The following is a 16,577-nucleotide window of genomic DNA, read 5'->3' as shown; positions in this document are numbered from 1 at the left end:
GCCGCTCCGCTCCGCACTCGCCGATCATGGGTTTCGCTCAGCTGTCGCCCCGCGCGTCGAGAAGCTGGCCGTCGATCCACGGGTCGCTGGAGCGCTGCGTGCCGAACACGTCGAGCAGGCCGCAGTCGCGACCGACGATCTCGTTCCCGTCGGTCGACCCGCCCATCTGCGGGATACCGCCCCAGGAGCAGGACCGCCGGTCGTCGGCCTTGTCCGCGTCGGCCTTGCGCTTCTCGTCGGCCTTGCGGATCTGCTCCGCGTCCTTCTGGAACGCGGTGATCTGGTCCTGGCTCTGCTGGCCGGCAGCGATGTCCCGGGCGCGGGCGTCGCCGCGGACGTCGTCGACGAGCGCGTCGATCGACTGGCGCTCCTGCTCGCGCTGCCGCTCCCCCGCCTGGCCCGCGGCCTTCGACGCGTCGGCCGCGACGGTGGTGACGTCCGGGCCGATGCCGAGGTCCGGCTGGTTCAGTGCCACCGAGGTCGGTGTGGGGATCGGTGTGGTGACCAACGCCGTTCCGGCGGCCTCGGGTGTGGTCTGTGCCGTGGACCCCACGGCAGCGGTCACCACACCGGCCAGGCCGAGCACCGGAACGGTACTGACGAGGGCGCGTCGTGCCCCCGCCACCTGCGCTCGTCGATGCCGTCCGCTCATCGTCATCGCCTCCCGGATCCTTTGTGCCCCGGGGGCCGAAAATCCAAACACGGACGGTGGCGACTTTCCCGGCGAGGTCACTCCCCGTAGGAGGAGAGCAGCTGGCCGTCGATCCACGGGTCGTGCGAGCGTTCCCGGCCCCGGCCGTCGACGTACCCGCAGTCCCGGTTGGTGATCTCGTCCGGATGGGCCGGGTCGTCGAAACGTGGAGGGCCGTCGAGATCGCAGACGCCGGCACCCGCCGATCGGTCCTGGTGCGCCTCCTGTTGCTTCTGGCGCTCCTGTTCGGCCTGGGCGCGCTCGTCGCGGAGCTGCCGGGCAGCTCCCGCCGCGTCCCCGGCAACGCCGGCGAGCGGTCCTGGTCCGGCGGCGTCCCGGAGCCAGGTCGGCACCGTGCCTCCGGTGGCGCCCGCCGAGATCGGTGCCGCAGCCGCCGGGGATCCCGAGCTCACCCTCGGGGTCGCGAACGCCCCACCGCCGAGCACGACGGCGGCCGTGAGACCCGCCGCGGCGATCACCGGGACGGTCGCCATGAGCAGGCGCCGCACGCGCCGGTCACGCGCCCGGTACCGGTGCCGTCCGCCCATCGCCATCCCGTCCTCGCGCCGGGGATCCACCGCCGGATCCGATGCGACGACTATGCGACCGAAAGCAGGTGACGCCTATCCACCGACCGGGCGCATCTGCCCCACCACACGGTCGCAGTGCCGGGCTGCGGCGCGACCGGTCCGCGTCGTGATCCGGAGAACGCGTTGCGGTCGGGAGAACGCGTCCGCCCGGACACGCGCGAACTCCGGATCAGCGTGCGTGTACCGGATCAGCGCGCGACTGGATCAGCGCGCGACTGGATCAGCGCGCGACCGGGTCAGCGCACAACGGCCGGACCGACCCGCGGACCGGGTTCGGCTCGTCCGCAGGAACGCACGGACCGGATCAGCGCGCGAGCCGGACTCGGCGCGATCGGTCCGCGCCGTGATCCGGACAACGCGCGGCGGTCGGGAGAACGCGTCCGCCCGGACGCGCGCGAAGTCCCGATCAGCGTGCGTGTACTGGATCAGCGCGCGACCGGGTCAGCGCACGACGGCCGGACCGACGCGCGGACCGGATCAGCGCACGAGCCGGCCGCGGCGCGACCTGTCCGCGCCGTGATCCGGACAACGCGCTGCGGTCAGGAGAACGCGTCCGCCCGGACACGCGCGAGCTCCGGATCAGCGTGCACGCGCCGGATCAGCGCGCGAGCCGGGCTCGGTCCGACCGGTTCGCGTCGTGATCCGGACAACGCGCTGCAGTCAGGAGAACGCGTCCGCCCGGACACGCGCGAACTCCGGATTAGCGTGCACCCGCCGGATCAGCGTGCGTCTACCGGATCAGCGCGCGGGCCGGAGGCGCCCACCTGGGTGCCTCAGTTGTTCCGGCCACCCAGGAGCGAGTCGAGCAGCCCGCGCGGGGTGCTCGGCGTCGTGCTCGGGGCCGGGGTGCGGCTGGGGCTCGGCTTCGGGGCGGGGGCGGGGGCGGTGGTCGGCACCGGTGTCGCCGGGGGCGCGACGGACGCCCGGTCCCGGGCCTCCTGGGCGGCACGAGCCCTCTGCGCCGCGTCGGCCACCTCCCGTTGACGGGCCGCCTCGGCGGCCGCGGCGCGGGCCTGGCGCTGCTGCTCCGCGCGCCGCGCCGCCTCGGCACGCTCGTCCTTGATGCGCTGCACGGCCGAGCTGCCGGACGCCGAGACGTTCATGATCATCGGTGTGGCCTCGGGCAGTGCGGAGGGCAGCGCCGCCGTCGTCACGCCCGGGGCCGACGTCGGGGCCCCGTCCGGCCCGATGCCGAAGCGGGGCACCTCGATGCGCGCCGTGGACGTCGCGGGTGACACACCGCCCATGAACGCGGCGACCGTCATGCCCACCACGGCGACGACCGGGACGACGGCCGCGAGCAGCGGCCGGATCGTCCGGTCCTCGCCGGCGAATCGGTGCCGTCCCGGCATCGCCACCCCTCCCGTGCGCGCTACGCCGTTCAGAGTAGGGCACCGGAGGACGGGACGGACAGCCCGTCGTCAGGCGAGCACCGACCGCAGTCGCCCGAGCCGGGTCGTGCGGTCGTTCCGGATGCCGTGTGCCGTGCCCGGAGCGACGCCGTTGAACCGGGGGGATCTGCGCCCGGACCGCAGGCGAGCGCCCGCGCGCGAGGACGTCCAACTCGCCGAACGCGGTCACGACCACCGTGTAGGCGCCGCGTTGCCGACGGTCCGGCGACCTCGACCGGCCGCGGAGCACGCCATGGCGACCAGGGGCGGCCGCCCCGTCGCCGCACCACGGCAGTCCGGGAAGTCGGTCAGCGGAGTCCGGGACGCCGGCCAGCGGAGTCCGGGACGCCGGCCAGCGGAGTCCGGGACGCCGGCCAGCGGAGTCCGAGATGCCGGCCAGCGGAGTCCGGGAAGCCGGTCAGCGGAGTCCGGGACGCCGGCCAGCGGAGTCCGGGACGCCGGCCAGCGGAGTCCGAGATGCCGGTCAGCGGAGTCCGGGAAGCCGGTCAGCGGAGTCCGGGACGTCCGTCAGCGGGCGACGGCCGTGCCGACCGTCGCCCACGGCGGGTTCAGACGGGTCGCCGAGCACGCGGTGCCCTCCCGGGGCACGAACACCGGGCCGCTGCCGCCGGGCGGCAGGATCCGCAGGCCCCGCACGTCCTGCGGGCGGCACTCCGCTGCGTCGTAGCTGCCGGCGTCGCGCACGTCGAACGGCACGACGGCGGCCGCGCGCGGTTCCAGCCGGACCGCCGCGCCGCGGGGCCCGACCGGCAGCGCCGGGTCGCCGACCTGCGTGCCCTCGTTGCCTGCGACGGGGACCACGGACGGGAAGCCGCGCACCACGCACGCGGCGGTGCCGGCGTTCTGCAGGATCAGGTCCTGGGTGACGGAGTCACCGGTCCCGCTCGTCGGGCCCAGCGAGACGGCAAGGCGGTCGCCGGTGCACGGACCGGCCGGACCTCCCGCATCGTCTGACGACGGCGGCCCGGGTGTCGCCGAGACCGCCACCGGCGGTGGGGCCGGTGCGTTCGACAGCGCCCCGCGCAGCTCGTCACCCGCGCCGCACCCCGTCGCGCCCGCCAGGACGCCCGCCAGGAGGCAGGCCGTCAGCGCTGCGAGGGCGGCGGGACGGCGCATGCCGCCAGTGTGTCGCGCGGGGATCATGGGCTCGCGGACAGGTCGTCGGGCACCGCTCGGCTGGGCACCAGCAGGCGGGTCAGAGCCGGTCGAACATCGCCGTGACCGGCCCGTCGATCCGGGCGCCCTGCTTGCGCAGCCAGTCGTCGAGCTTGCGCTGCACCTGGTCCAGGCTCGGCCGTCGCGCCGGCTCGGTGCGCAGCGCCGCCTTGAGCAGGCTCAGGTGCGCGGTGCGGGTCGGCAGGTGGGTGAGCTTCGCGCCGGACGCGGCGGCCCGCAGACCGGCCACCGCGTCCTGGCTCTCGCCGCGGGGGGCGTGCCCGCTCAGCGCGAACGACACGGCCGCCGCCAGCTGCCACCCGTCGGACGCCGGCGTCGCCGGCTGGCCCGCCGCTGCCTCGGGCGCGAGGTAGTCGGGGGTGCCGAGGACGAACCCCGCCTGGGTCAGCGTGGAGTCGCCCTGCTTGCGGGCGATCCCGAAGTCGATCAGGTGGGGCGAGCCGTTCGGGTCCACGACGATGTTGCCCGGCTTGATGTCGCGGTGCAGCACGCCGCTGCGGTGCGCGTCGTCGAGCGCGCCGGCCACGCCGGTCCAGACCCGGGCGGCGGACACGTCGTCGAGGACCCCACGGTCGGCGACGAGCTGGCCGAGCGAGACGCCGTCGACGAACTCCATGACGATGACCAGCCCCTCCATCCCGACGAGCCCGGGATCCGACGAGGCGGGGAGCAGGTCGAAGATCCGCACGCACGCCGGGTGGGTCATGCCGCCGAGTGCGGCCGCCTCGCGACGGATCCGCTCCTCGGTCTCGGCGTCCGGGGCGTGCGCCGACTTCACCGCGACGGTGTGCCCGAGCTTCGCGTCGTGGGCGAGCCACACCCGTCCGAACCCGCCGGCGCCGAGGCGGCGGATCAGGCGGAAGCGGGGCCCGCGCACGGCGCCGGTGCCGGGGGGCCGCATCCCGGGTGCCGGTGCGACGAGCGTCGGTCGCGGTGGCGGGCCGGTGGGCGGCCCCGGCGGGAACTGCCCGCTCGGCGGCCGGAACCCGCCGGACGGGACGGGCGGTGGGCCGGTGCGTGCCGGTCCCGGCGGCAGCGGCGGAGCGGGGGCCGCGCCGGACCATCCGTTCGGCGCCCGTCCGGACGCTCCGCCTGCGCCGTTGCTCCCGGGCCCCGGCGCGACGCCGCCGAACTCGACCGGGTTCTCCGGGCTGCGCTGGGCGAACCGGCGGGCGAGACGGTCGGCCACGGTCCCCTCGGCGGCCGCGCCGGCCGCTGCTCCGGAGGCCTGCGGAGGACGTCGGGACCCGGTCGGCACCGGGGCGTGACCGGACGGCGGGGCCGGCAACGAGCGCCGTTCCGCCGCGGCCAGCGCGGCGCGCGACGGCGGTGGCACCAGTAGCGTGACCACCACGCCGACGACACTCGCGACGAGGATCCCCGCCCACAGGTGCTCCGCCGTCCCCTTCGGTACACCGGCCGTCAGCACGATCAGGGCGAACAGCGGGATCCAGAAGAACTTGGCCGGCCAGCGCGGTCCCCGACGCAGCGCCGTCCGGGCCTGCACGGCGACCAGCAGGACCGCCACCAGCGGCACCACCCCGAGCAGCACGACCGCGATCACCGACTGCACGGCGTCGCCGCCGATCGACTGGGCGACCGTGCCGGAGCCGAGGTAGCGGCTCTGGGTGCCGACGACCTCGCACACCGACGTCCGGATCGTGCGGGTGGTGGCCGCGCTCAGTCCCGGGACGGGCTGGCCCTCGGTCGCCGAGGAGAACACCCGGCCCGCGGCCATGAACGCGAGCAGCGGCAGCAGGCCCGCGCCGAGCACGCCGAGCCCACAGACGAGCACGGACGCCGACGTCCCGTACGTCGAACCGATCCGGCGGCGGAGCACCGCGACGGCCACCGCCGCGGCCGTCGGCAACAGGCCGACCAGCACGCCGAGCGCCGTGACCGACCACGCCCACGGTCCGGGGCACAGATCGGCGGGCACGACGCCGCGCAGGCCGTCGAGCAGCCCGGCGACGAGCGCCACCAGCGCGTCCACGCTCCCCTGACCCCCTCCGCAGTCGGAATCCCCACTATGGCATCACGGCGCGTGGTGACGGGCGCGGACACCGCGGACAACTCCGGCGCGGGTGGTCAGCGCACGAACAGCTCCAGGTCGGTGTTGAAGCGGTCCAGCAGGCCGGCCAGCGCCTCGCGGTCGGCGTCCGGCCAGTGGTCCATCACCTCGCGCAGCGGGGTGAGGCGTGCGGTGCGCACCTCGTCGCGTGCGGCGGCACCCGCCCCGGTCAGGGAGACGCTGACCGAGCGCGGATCACGCTCGTGCGGCGACACCGCGACCAGGCCGGCCCTCGCGAGCCGGGACACCTGCCTGCTGGCCGTCGGCTTGCTGACGCCGAGCTTGAACGTCAACGAGGTCAGCGAGTGCGGCCCCTCCTCGTCGAGCAGCATCAGCACCGGGTACGTGTACCGGTCCACGGCGTCGTTCGGGCCGTAGCCGTGTGACCAGACCGACTCCATGGTGCGCCGGACGAGCAGGGTGATCTGCTTCTCCAGGCTGTGCAGGGAGTCGTCGGGATCCGCACGCGTCGCCGTGGCGGCCCCTCCCGAGGTCGTGTGCGCGCTAATCGGACGTTCCGGACGTTCTCCCATGCCCGAAGAGTACACGCGTTGCGAGTTGCAACGTTGCAAGGTGGAATGCCGTTACGACCCGTTAACAAACGAGGGAGGCTTCCGCCCTGTGTGTGGAATCTGCGGCTGGATCGACTACCGGCACGACCTGGGCTCCGACGAGCACGCCAGGACACTCGCCGCGATGAACCAGACGATGAGCTGCCGTGGCCCTGACCAGGAGGGAATCTGGACCGGCGGCCCCGCGGCGCTCTGCCACCGGCGCCTCGCCGTGATCGACATCGAGGGCGGGCGACAGCCGATGTCCCTCGACGACGACGGTGCCGCGGCGGGGGGCTCCACGCTGCACATGGTCTACAGCGGTGAGACATACAACTTCCGGGAGCTCCGCGCCGAGCTCGAGTCGGCCGGCCACCGGTTCCGCACGGCCAGCGACACCGAGGTGGTGCTGCGCGGGCACCGCGAGTGGGGCCGGAGCGACCCGCGCGACGTCGCGCGCCGGCTGAACGGGATGTTCGCCTACGCCCTGTGGGACACCGCGACCGAGGAGCTGGTGCTGGTCCGCGACCGGCTCGGCGTCAAGCCGCTCTACTACTACCCCACCCCGCACGGTGTGCTGTTCGGCTCCGAGCCGAAGGCGATCCTGGCGAACGCGGAGGCCGAACGCGTCGTCGACATGGACGGTCTGCGCCGCGCGCTGGCCTGGGTGCACGACCCGTCGAACGCCGTGTTCCGCGGCATGCGCGAGGTCCCGCCGGGCTTCGTCGTGCGGATCTCGCGCCAGGGCGTCCGCGAGGAGCGCTACTGGCAGCTCGAGGACACCGGGCACACCGACGACGTCCCGACGACCGTGCAGCACGTGCGTGACCTGCTCGACGACACGGCCAAACGCCAGCTGATCGCGGACGTGCCGCTGTGCACGCTGCTCTCCGGCGGGCTCGACTCGTCGGCGCTGACCGCGATGGCCGCGAACCACCTGCGCGACGAGGGCCGCGGGAAGGTCCGCTCGTTCGCCGTCGACTTCGCGGGCTACGCGGAGAACTTCCAGGCCGACGACGTCCGCGGCACGCCGGACACGCCGTACGTGCACGAGGTCGCCGAGTTCGTCGGCACCGACCACCGGGACATCCTGCTGCACACCGAGGACATGATGGACCCGGCGGTGCGGGCCGCCGCCCTGTACGCACGGGACCTGCCCGCCGGCATCGGTGACATGGACACGTCGCTGTACCTGCTGTTCAAAGCCGTGCGCGAGGAGTCGACGGTCGCGCTGTCCGGTGAGTCGGCGGACGAGGTGTTCGGCGGCTACCGCGACTTCCACGACCAGGACACAGTCGCCGCGGACACGTTCCCGTGGCTGGCCGGGCGCATGATGAACCACGACGCCACGGACCCGGGGCTGTTCAACCGGACCCTGTTCGAGAAGCTCGACGTCGCCGGCTACGTCGACGACCAGTACCGCACGGCACTCTCCGAGGTGCCGGAGCTGACCGGTCCGGCGGCGAAGGATCCGCACGAGCGCCGGATGCGCGAGATCTGTTACCTGTACCTGACCCGGTTCCTGCCGAACCTGCTCGACCGCAAGGACCGGATGAGCATGGCCGTCGGGCTCGAGGTGCGGGTGCCGTTCTGCGACCACCGGCTCGTCGAGTACGTGTTCGGCACGCCGTGGGCGCACAAGACGTTCGACGGCCGGGAGAAGTCGCTGCTGCGGCACGCGACGAAGGACCTGCTGCCGGAGTCGGTGGTCAACCGCGTGAAGAGCCCGTACCCGTCCACCCAGGACGAGGGCTACGAGAAGTCGTTGCGCGACAGGGTCACCCAGATCCTGTCGAAGGGCGAGGACGCCCCGGTGGCCCCGCTCGTCGACATGAACGCGGTCCGCGAGCGTCTGGACTCGGCGTCCAGCCACGAGCAGAACAACATCGGCAAGCGGATGCAGCTGGAGCGGATCATCGACCTGGACGCCTGGTTGGCCGACTACCAGGTGGAGCTCAACGTCTGATCGTTCCCGGGAATCGGTGCGGGTGGGGTCCGCGTTGGCCGTGACATGGGCCTCACCCGCACCGACGGACCGCTGTCCCCGTACGCGCCGAAGACCGTCAACTATGTGATCGACGGACCGGCGCACAAGCTGCTGATGCACCCGTTCCCGCGCCGGGTGCGCGCCGAGTTCGCCGGGCGCACCGTGCTCGACACGACCGAGGGGCAGCTCGTCCACGAGTCGAACCTGCTGCCGGTCCTGTACGTCCCGACATCGGATCTGGACGCGTCCGCGCTGGTCGACACCGACCACACCACGCACTGCCCCTTCAAGGGCGACGCGACGTACCGCTCGCTGCAGGTCGGCGACCGGGTCGCGGACAACGCCGTCTGGACCTACCCGGAGCCCACGCCGGACGCGCAGTGGTTGCGCGGGTACTCGGCGCTGTACTGGAACTCCGCGGACGCCTGGTACGACGAGGACGAGCAGGTCTTCGCCCACCTCACCGACCCCTACACGCGGATCGACGTGCGCCCGACGCGCCGCCACGTCGTCGTGAAGCACGGGGACACCGTGCTCGCCTCGTCGGAGGCGCCGGTGGTGCTGTCCGAGACCGGGCTGAGGAACCGCTGGTACCTCGCACCCGAGGACGTCCGGGTCCCGTTGCGCCCCAGCACGACGCGGATGCGCTGCCCGTACAAGGGCGAGTCGTCGTACTGGAACCTGGACCTGCCGGACGGCACCGAGATCCCGGACGCGGCCTGGAGCTACCCGGACCCGCTTCCGGAGTCGTCACGGATCGCCGGGCTGCTGAGCTTCACCGACGGCGAGTCCACCGGCATCACGATCGAGGCCGACGGCCGCCCCGCCTGACCGCTCTCCACGCCGTCTCCGGCGCATGATCGGGAACTCGGCAGCCCTGACGGACAGTTCTGTCCGGCGACGCTGCCGGGAACCCGATCATCCCCGGGCCGGGTGCCGGTGTGGTGAGGTGGGCCCGTGACGACCGTGCCCACCGGTGACCCGGTCGCCGCGGCGGCAACCGCGGCGATCCACGAGGGCCGGGTCGACGACCTGCGCGCGCTCCTGGCGTCGCACCCCGGGCTGGCGACCGTACGGCTCGGGTCCGACGAGCCCGGCGCGATGTCCAGGACGCTGTTGCACGTCGCGACGGACTGGCCGGGTCACTTCCCGCGGGTCGGCGACACGATCGCGGTGCTCGTCGAGTCCGGTGCCGACGTCGACGGCCGGTTCGCCGGTCCGCACGAGGAGACTCCGCTGCACTGGGCGGCGAGCTCCGACGACGTCGAGGCCCTGGACGCGCTGCTCGACGCGGGCGCGGACATCGACGCGCCGGGCGCCGTGCTCGGCGGCGGCGGCCCGATCGCCGACGCCCGCGGCTTCAAGCAGTGGGCGGTGGCCGCGCGGCTGGTCGAGCGCGGTGCGGCGACGACGTTGATGGACGCCGCCACGCTCGGCCTCGACGACCGCGTCGCCGCCTACCTGGCCGCCACCCCCGCCCCGTCCGGTGAGGAGATCGACCTCGCGTTCTGGGGCGCCTGCCACGGGGCGCGCCGCACGACGGCGGAGCTGCTCCTCGACGCCGGGGCGGACCCGAACCGCGTTCCCCCCTGGTCGGAGGGGACGCCCCTGGACGCCGCGCTGGAGGACGGCCCGTCCGAGCTCGTCTACTGGCTGCGCGGGCGCGGCGCCCGCTCGGTGGTGGACCCCGCTTAGGGCCCGGTCACCGACCTTGATCACCGACCTCGGAGGAGACCGTTCGTCGAGCGAACGGCCCACGCCACGACCGGCGATCATGGTCCGACGGACGTCCCGGGTTCGGCGACCCACTCCCCGTGATCGATGGATGAGGAGCGAGGCATTCGCCACGCGAACGCCTCGCTCCAGAAAACGCGATCATGGACTCGGCGGAGCTGACTCGCGCCACTGCCCCGGGGCAGCAGGGCGCGCCGTCAGTCCTCGTCGGCGACGAGCAGGGCCTCCAGCGCGGGGAGCGCCGCGTCCAGGGCCGCGCGCTGGGCGTCGTCGAGACGGTCCAGGCGACGGGCGATCAGCGCGGTCCGGTGGCTGCGCATCTCCTGCAGGCGGGTGCGCCCGGTGTCCGAGATGCTGATCAGGACGCCCCGCGCGTCGCCCGGGTCGGGGGCGCGCACCACCAGGCCCTGCTCCTCCAGCGCGGTGAGCACGCGGGACATCGTCGGCGCCGTCACGGCCTCCCGACGGGCGAGCTCGGAGAGCCGCAGCGGGCCGTGCAGCTCGACCGTGACCAGCGTGGACAGCTGCAACGGGGGTAGCGACTCGCTGTCGTCGATCCGGATGCGCCGGTTCAACCGGCCCACGGCGAGACGCAGCCGTGCCGCCAGCTCGTCGTCCGCCGATTCGAACCTGCTGGTCACGGTCCCCGTCCCGACGTTGCCGCCCATCCGCACATGGTGCCAAACCGCGGTCAGAGCTTGCGCAGGCGCACCCGTGTGATGTTGTGGTCGGGTCCCTTGGACAGCACCAGGCTGGCCCGGCTGCGGGTCGGCAGGATGTTCTGGGTCAGGTTCGGCGCGTTGATCTCGTCCCAGATCGACTGCGCGCGAGCGACGGCCGCCTCGTGGTCCAGCTCGGCGTAGCGGCGGAAGTACGACTGCGGATCCCGGAACGCGGTCTGGCGCAGCCGCAGGAACCGCTCCACGTACCAGCGCCGCACGTCGGCGGTCGCGGCGTCCACGTAGACCGAGAAGTCGATGAAGTCGCTGACCGTCAGCGCACCGGACGTGGCGGGCTGCAGCACGTTCAGGCCCTCGATCACGACGATGTCCGGGCTCTGCACGATCGTCGTCTCGTCCGGGACGATGTCGTAGACGAGGTGCGAGTACACCGGCGCCGTCACCTCGGGTCGCCCGCCCTTGATCTCGGAGACGAACCGGAGGAGCTTGCGCCGGTCGTAGGACTCCGGGAAGCCCTTGCGGGACATCAGCCCGCGCCGTTCCAGCTCGGCGTTCGGGTAGAGGAACCCGTCGGTCGTGACGAGCTCGACGCGCGGGTGCTGGGGCCAGCGGGCGAGCAGCAGGCGCAGCAGGCGGGCGGTGGTCGACTTGCCGACCGACACCGACCCGGCGATCCCGATCACGAACGGCGTCCGCGCCGTCGTGCCGCCGAGGAAGCGCCGGTAGGCGCGGTAGAGCCGCCCGCCCTCCTCGACGTGCAGGTTCAGCAGCCGGGACAGCGGGAGGTAGACCTCGCGGACCTCGTCGAGGTCGACGAAGTCGCCGAAGCTGCGCAGCTGCTCGAGCTCGTCGGCGGTCAGCGGCAGCCGGGTGGACGCGGCCAGCTGCGCCCAGGCGGCGCGGTCGAAGTCCACGAACGGCGACGCGTGGCCCTTGGCCAGGCCCGTGGGCCGGTCTCCGTTGACGGACGCGCCGACCGGGCCGCTCACTGCGTCACCGAGGTGACCGGAACGCGCCGGCCATGGGGCGGGGCCGGATCCGACGTCGCTTCCGTGCGGGCCGTCATGGCCATCCAACCTAGACCGTTCGGGCACGGATGACCGGGGTGACCTCGCTCGCATCCCGGACGACCGGCCGAGCCCGCCGGGCGATGTGTCCGGACCGGCGTATCGTTGCTCGACGACCGGGATCCGTACCGGAAATCCAGGAGTGTCCGTGCCCGTACCGGTTCGTCCGGCCGGAGTCCCGCGGTGACCGTGCTGTTCTCGGTGCTGGGGCTACTGGCCGTCGCCGCCCTCACGCTCGGCACCGCGGTGTCCGTCGCGTCCGAGTTCTCGCTGACCGCGCTGGAGCGCAGCCAGGTGGACGCGCACGTCGCGCACGTCGGCGACCGCCGCGCCCGTTCCGTGCAGCGCGCGCACCGCTCGCTGTCGTTCCAGCTGTCCGGTAGCCAACTCGGGATCACCGTCACGACGCTGGCCACGGGCTACATCGCCGAGCCCGCCATCGCCGAGCTGCTCGGCCCCGGCCTCGAGGCCACCGGTGTCCCCACCGGACTGTCCACCGCCATCGCCACGGCGCTCTCGCTGGTGATCGCGACGGCACTGTCCATGGTGTTCGGCGAGCTGGTGCCGAAGAACCTGGCGATCGCGCACCCGCTCGGCGTCGCCCGCGCCGTCGTCTGGCTCCAGGCCGGGTTCGCGTCCGCGTTCCGGTGGCTGATCAACGGGCTGAACGGGACCGCGAACGCGATCGTCCGCAGGCTCGGAGTGGAGCCAGCCGAGGAGCTGCGTTCGGCGCGGTCGCCGCACGAGCTCTCGTCGCTGGTCCGCTCCAGCGCCGAGCACGGGACGATCGACCCGGGCACCGCGGCGTTGCTGGACCGCTCGCTGCGGTTCACCGACCGGGTCGCCGACGAGCTGATGACTCCCCGCGTGCGGGTCGAGACGATCGACGCGGACGACACCGTCACCGAGCTGATGGCGCTCTCGCGGCGCAGCGGCTTCTCCCGCTTCCCCGTCCAGGACGGCGACCCGGACGCGATGCTCGGGCTCGTGCACGTCAAGCAGGCGTTCGGCGTGCGGCCGGAAGCCCGTGCGACGACGGCGGTGCGGGACCTGGCGCTGCCGGTCGAGACGGTCCCCGGCTCCCTCGACGGCGACGAGCTGATGGCCCGGCTGCGCGACTCCGGCCTGCAGATGGCCGTCGTCGTCGACGAGTACGGCGGCACCGCGGGCCTCGTGACGCTCGAGGACCTGATCGAGGAGATCGTCGGCGACGTCCGCGACGAGCACGACCGGGCCGAACAGGCCAGGGTGCGCGCGAGCGTGCCCGGCACGTGGATCGTGTCCGGGCTGCTGCGCGCCGACGAGCTGGCCGAGGCGACCGGGTTCGTGATGCCCGACGGCGACTACGAGACGCTCGCCGGGTTCGTGCTGACCCGCCTGGGGCGGATCCCGGACGTCGGGGACCGGGTCGAGGAACAGGGGTGGACGCTGACCGTGCTGCGCCGTGACCGCAACCGGGTGGCCGAGCTGCGGTTGCAGGCGGGCGCCCGCACGCCGGTCGCGGCGGGAGAGCGTGAGGGGGCACGCCGTGAGCGGTGACCTGGTCGCGCTGCTGGGCGCCGTCGCGCTACTGGCGGCCAACGCGTTCTTCGTCGGCGCCGAGTTCGCGTTGATCTCGGCGCGCAAGGACCGGCTGGAGGCGATGGCCGAGAGCGGATCGGCGGGCGCGCGCACCGTGCTCGGCGCGTCGGCGGACCTGTCCCGGATGCTGGCCGCGTCCCAGCTCGGCATCACGATCGCGTCGCTGCTGCTGGGCCGGCTCGGCGAGCCCGCCGTCGCGCACCTGATCGAGGCGCCGCTCGACGCCGTCGGGATCCCGGAGTCGCTCCTGCACCCGATCGCGTTCGCGGTCTCGCTGGTGCTCGTCGTGATCGCGCACATGCTGCTCGGCGAGATGGTGCCGAAGAACATCGCGATCGCCGGGCCGGAGCGCGCGGCGATCCTGCTGGTGCCGCCGTTCCTGATCTGGACGACGATCGCCCGCCCGTTCATCGACCTGTTCAACTGGATGGCGAACTCGACGCTGCGGCTGATGCGGGTGGAGCCGAAGGACGAGCTGGAGTCCGCGTTCACGTCCGGCGAGCTGTCCGAGATGATCGCCGACTCACGGCGGGAGGGCCTGCTCGACGACGAGGAGTCCAGCCGGATCGTGCGGACGCTCTCGTCGGCCGAGGCGACGGTCGCCGACGTCGCCGTCCCGACCGAGGCGCTCGTCACGCTGCCGGCGCGCCCGACGGTCGACCAGCTCACCGCGGCCGTCGCCGAGACCGGGTTCTCCCGGTTCCCGGTCCGCGGCCCGGAGGGGCGGCTCACCGGTTACCTGCACGTCAAGGACGTGCTCGACCTGGCCGACGGCTCCGGCATCGTGATCCCGCCACAGCGGATCCGGAGCCTGCCCGAGGTGTCCGCCGACGACCGCCTGGACGTCGCGATGTCGGCGCTGCGCGCGGCGCGGGCGCACCTGGCCCGCAGCGTCGACCGCGACGGGCGCACGATCGGCCTGGTGACGATGGAGGACCTGACCGAGGCCTACGTCGGTACGGTCCGGGACGCGACGCACGCCGGCGAGCCGTGACTGTCGCGCTCGCCGAACTGGCCGAGTCCGAGTGGCGCGACGCCGCCGCCCGGCACCGGGAACGGATGGGGCGCTGGACGGCGCCGCACCGGGAGCGCCGCCGCCGCGGTGAGGCGCACCCGGTGCGGGACTTCCTGTTCACCTACTACTCGCACCGCCCGGCGAAGCTCGAGCAGTGGGACCCGGGTCCCGGAGTCCGGCTGCTCGGCGACGCGAGCGGGTTCCTGGACCGGCCGGGCTACCGCATCGACGGGGACGCCGTCGTGTTCGACCCGGACCGTGCACCGGACCGGCTGCGCGCCACGGCGGGCTTCCTGCACGGCCTGCTGACCGCGACGGCGTCGCGCGCACCCCGGCTCGGGTGCTTCGGCCTGCACGAGTGGGCGATGGTGTACCGCACCGACGCTCCCCGGCACGGGTCGGTGCCGCTGCGTCTCGGCGCGGCCGGCACGGACGCCGTCGTCGAGGAGCTCGACGTGCACTGCACGCACTACGACGCGTTCCGGTTCTTCACCGAGGCGGCCCGTCCGCACAACGCGCTGGAGCCGACCCGGGAGCGACAGACCGAGCTGGAACAGCCCGGGTGCCTGCACGCCACGATGGATCTCTACAAGTGGGCCTACAAGCTGGCGCCCGCCTGCCCGTCGGAGCTCGTCGGGGACTGCTTCGCACTGGCCCATGACGTGCGCGAGCTGGACATGCGGGCCAGCCCGTACGACCTGGCCGCACACGGGTACGCCCCGGTGCCGATCGAGACCCCGGCCGGGCGCGCCGAGTACGTGCGCGCCCAGGCCGGGTTCGCCGGGCGGGCCGCGCCGCTGCGGGCGCGGTTGATCGACCTGTGCGAGCTGCTGCTCAGGCCGTGACGAGCTCGTCCAGCACGCCACTGCGCGCCGAGGCGACGAGGTCGGCGAGCTGGTCGGTGCTCATCCGGATCTCCTGCCCGAAGTCGTCGGTGATCACGATGCGCTTGTCCGGCGCGGCCTGCTCGTCGACGTACAGCTCGGGGCAGCCGCAGTTGCAGCTCCCGCAGAACGTGGCGATGTGACGCACGGTTCGGGCTCCTCCCGGGTCGGTGACCTGTCGGAGAGTGGTCGCCCGGTGGCGGGCGGGAGTTCCCCGGGTCAGCCCTTCGTGGCCGTCACGAGGTCGCTGGAGAACTCCGTGCCGTCCGGCATCGGGCCGAGCTCGCGCCCGTAGCCGCGGGCGACGTCCGGGCTGTGCCGGGTCGCGACGTCCCAGCCCAGCTCGTCCAGCCTGCGCGCGGCGGGGGTGCGCTCCTCGGGAGAGGCCAGCACGGCCGGGTCCACGCCGAACGGCGCGGTCAGCGCCGCCATGCCGCGGTGGTGGCCGAGCATCCCGATCGCGTCCGCGAAGTGCTCGGCGGCGATCACGCTGCCGGGTGCGCTGAGCTGGTCGATCGTGCGCAGGAGCTGCTCCTGCGCGTCGGCCGGAAGGAACGGCAGGAGCCCTTCGGCGAGCCAGGCCGTCGGCTTCGACGGGTCGTGGCCGGACGCGCGCAGGGCCGCGGCCCAGTCGTCGCGCAGGTCCACGCCGACGACGCGACGGTCGCAGGTCGGGCGCCCGTCGTGGGCGTCGACGACCTCGTCCTTGAACTCCATGACACCGGACTGGTCGATCTCGAACACGGTGACCGACGGGCCCCACACGAGCCGCAGCGCTCGGGCGTCCAGGCCCGCGGCGAGCAGCACGACCTGGTGCACCCCGTCGGCGACGGCCCGGTCGAGGACCGTGTCGAAGAACCGCGACCGCACGCCCTGGTAGCTGGTCATCATCGTCCAGAAGGCGTCGACCTCGTCCTGCACGCCCGGGGCCGGGTCGGACAGCTCCCAGGTCTGGTCCGGACGCACCGGGACGGTCGACGGCGGCTCGGCGGCGGCGACGAAACGGGCCGCCCACGGGTCGTCCACCAGCGGACGGTCCTGGTGTCCCTCGACGGCCCGCCCGGCCGCCACCAGCAGCGCCGTGAAGCCGATGCTGCTGACGATGTCCCACTGCTCGTGCTGATCACTCATCGGTGCT

16 protein-coding genes are annotated in these 16,577 nt (G+C 73.6%); 6 read left to right on the top strand and 10 right to left on the bottom strand.

The annotated features are described in order from the left end of the window. Window positions 1-37 precede the first annotated feature (37 nt). The 6 genes from EV378_RS34915 to EV378_RS34890 form a co-directional block, all read right to left on the bottom strand. Window positions 38-625, bottom strand: a complete 588-nt coding sequence (locus EV378_RS34915; protein WP_132432310.1) for a hypothetical protein — start codon at window positions 623-625, stop codon at window positions 38-40. 104 nt (window positions 626-729) lie between these two features. After that, entirely contained in the window at window positions 730-1,269 is a 540-nt protein-coding gene (locus EV378_RS34910) for a hypothetical protein (protein WP_132432308.1), read from the bottom strand. A 785-nt stretch (window positions 1,270-2,054) separates the two neighbouring features. Further along, entirely contained in the window at window positions 2,055-2,633 is a 579-nt protein-coding gene (locus EV378_RS34905; protein WP_132432306.1) for a hypothetical protein, read from the bottom strand. A 567-nt stretch (window positions 2,634-3,200) separates the two neighbouring features. Continuing rightward, complete coding sequence (locus EV378_RS34900) at window positions 3,201-3,809, bottom strand: DUF4232 domain-containing protein (protein WP_165922624.1); 609 nt, start codon at window positions 3,807-3,809, stop codon at window positions 3,201-3,203. A 79-nt stretch (window positions 3,810-3,888) separates the two neighbouring features. Continuing rightward, window positions 3,889-5,862, bottom strand: a complete 1,974-nt coding sequence (locus EV378_RS34895; RefSeq protein WP_132432302.1) for a serine/threonine-protein kinase — start codon at window positions 5,860-5,862, stop codon at window positions 3,889-3,891. 95 nt (window positions 5,863-5,957) lie between these two features. Next, a complete protein-coding gene (locus EV378_RS34890; protein WP_132432300.1) occupies window positions 5,958-6,473 on the bottom strand; it encodes a MarR family winged helix-turn-helix transcriptional regulator in 516 nt (171 codons plus the stop codon). An 88-nt stretch (window positions 6,474-6,561) separates the two neighbouring features. Between EV378_RS34890 and asnB the strand changes: the two genes are divergently transcribed. From asnB to EV378_RS34875, 3 genes are all read left to right on the top strand, one after another. After that, window positions 6,562-8,457, top strand: coding sequence for an asparagine synthase (glutamine-hydrolyzing) (gene asnB / locus EV378_RS34885; RefSeq protein ID WP_207908951.1), 1,896 nt, complete (start codon window positions 6,562-6,564; stop codon window positions 8,455-8,457). A 45-nt stretch (window positions 8,458-8,502) separates the two neighbouring features. Beyond that, window positions 8,503-9,309 (top strand): DUF427 domain-containing protein, encoded by an 807-nt coding sequence (locus EV378_RS34880; protein WP_132432296.1) that lies wholly within the window; start codon window positions 8,503-8,505, stop codon window positions 9,307-9,309. 126 nt (window positions 9,310-9,435) lie between these two features. Continuing rightward, window positions 9,436-10,173 carry an ankyrin repeat domain-containing protein gene (locus EV378_RS34875; RefSeq protein ID WP_132432294.1) on the top strand — a complete coding sequence of 246 codons (738 nt, stop codon included), beginning with the start codon at window positions 9,436-9,438 and terminating at the stop codon, window positions 10,171-10,173. Window positions 10,174-10,409: 236 nt separating this feature from the next. On the opposite strand, the gene EV378_RS34870 is transcribed toward EV378_RS34875, so the two are convergent. Both EV378_RS34870 and coaA read right to left on the bottom strand, forming a co-directional pair. Further along, on the bottom strand, window positions 10,410-10,853 hold the full coding sequence (locus EV378_RS34870) for a MarR family winged helix-turn-helix transcriptional regulator (protein ID WP_243653916.1): 444 nt from the start codon (window positions 10,851-10,853) through the stop codon (window positions 10,410-10,412). 50 nt (window positions 10,854-10,903) lie between these two features. Further along, window positions 10,904-11,833 carry a type I pantothenate kinase gene (gene coaA, locus EV378_RS34865; protein WP_207909039.1) on the bottom strand — a complete coding sequence of 310 codons (930 nt, stop codon included), beginning with the start codon at window positions 11,831-11,833 and terminating at the stop codon, window positions 10,904-10,906. Window positions 11,834-12,142: 309 nt separating this feature from the next. On the opposite strand from coaA, the gene EV378_RS34860 reads away from it, so the two are divergent. The 3 genes from EV378_RS34860 (at window position 12,143) to EV378_RS34850 (ending at window position 15,400) form a co-directional block, all read left to right on the top strand. Beyond that, window positions 12,143-13,498: a hemolysin family protein gene (locus tag EV378_RS34860; RefSeq protein WP_132432288.1), complete on the top strand. Its 1,356-nt coding sequence runs from the start codon at window positions 12,143-12,145 to the stop codon at window positions 13,496-13,498. After that, window positions 13,488-14,534 (top strand): hemolysin family protein, encoded by a 1,047-nt coding sequence (locus EV378_RS34855; RefSeq protein WP_132432286.1) that lies wholly within the window; start codon window positions 13,488-13,490, stop codon window positions 14,532-14,534. The genes EV378_RS34860 and EV378_RS34855 overlap by 11 nt, the downstream gene beginning before the upstream one ends. Window positions 14,535-14,599: 65 nt before the next feature. Beyond that, a complete protein-coding gene (locus EV378_RS34850) occupies window positions 14,600-15,400 on the top strand; it encodes a 3-methyladenine DNA glycosylase (protein ID WP_243653994.1) in 801 nt (266 codons plus the stop codon). On the opposite strand, the gene EV378_RS34845 is transcribed toward EV378_RS34850, so the two are convergent. Both EV378_RS34845 and EV378_RS34840 read right to left on the bottom strand, forming a co-directional pair. Next, the gene (locus EV378_RS34845) at window positions 15,390-15,587 is read right to left on the bottom strand and encodes a hypothetical protein (protein ID WP_132432282.1); all 198 of its coding nucleotides are present in this window, start codon (window positions 15,585-15,587) and stop codon (window positions 15,390-15,392) included. The two genes, EV378_RS34850 and EV378_RS34845, sit on opposite strands and share 11 nt — an antisense overlap. Before the next feature lie 71 nt (window positions 15,588-15,658). Beyond that, window positions 15,659-16,570, bottom strand: coding sequence for an SAM-dependent methyltransferase (locus EV378_RS34840; RefSeq protein WP_132432280.1), 912 nt, complete (start codon window positions 16,568-16,570; stop codon window positions 15,659-15,661). Window positions 16,571-16,577: the final 7 nt, after the last annotated feature.

This window comes from Pseudonocardia endophytica (assembly GCF_004339565.1).
Classification (GTDB): Bacteria; Actinomycetota; Actinomycetes; order Mycobacteriales; family Pseudonocardiaceae; genus Pseudonocardia; species Pseudonocardia endophytica.
The sequence above is the reverse complement of the archived record's forward strand: the minus strand, read 5'-3'. Positions and strand labels throughout refer to the sequence as shown.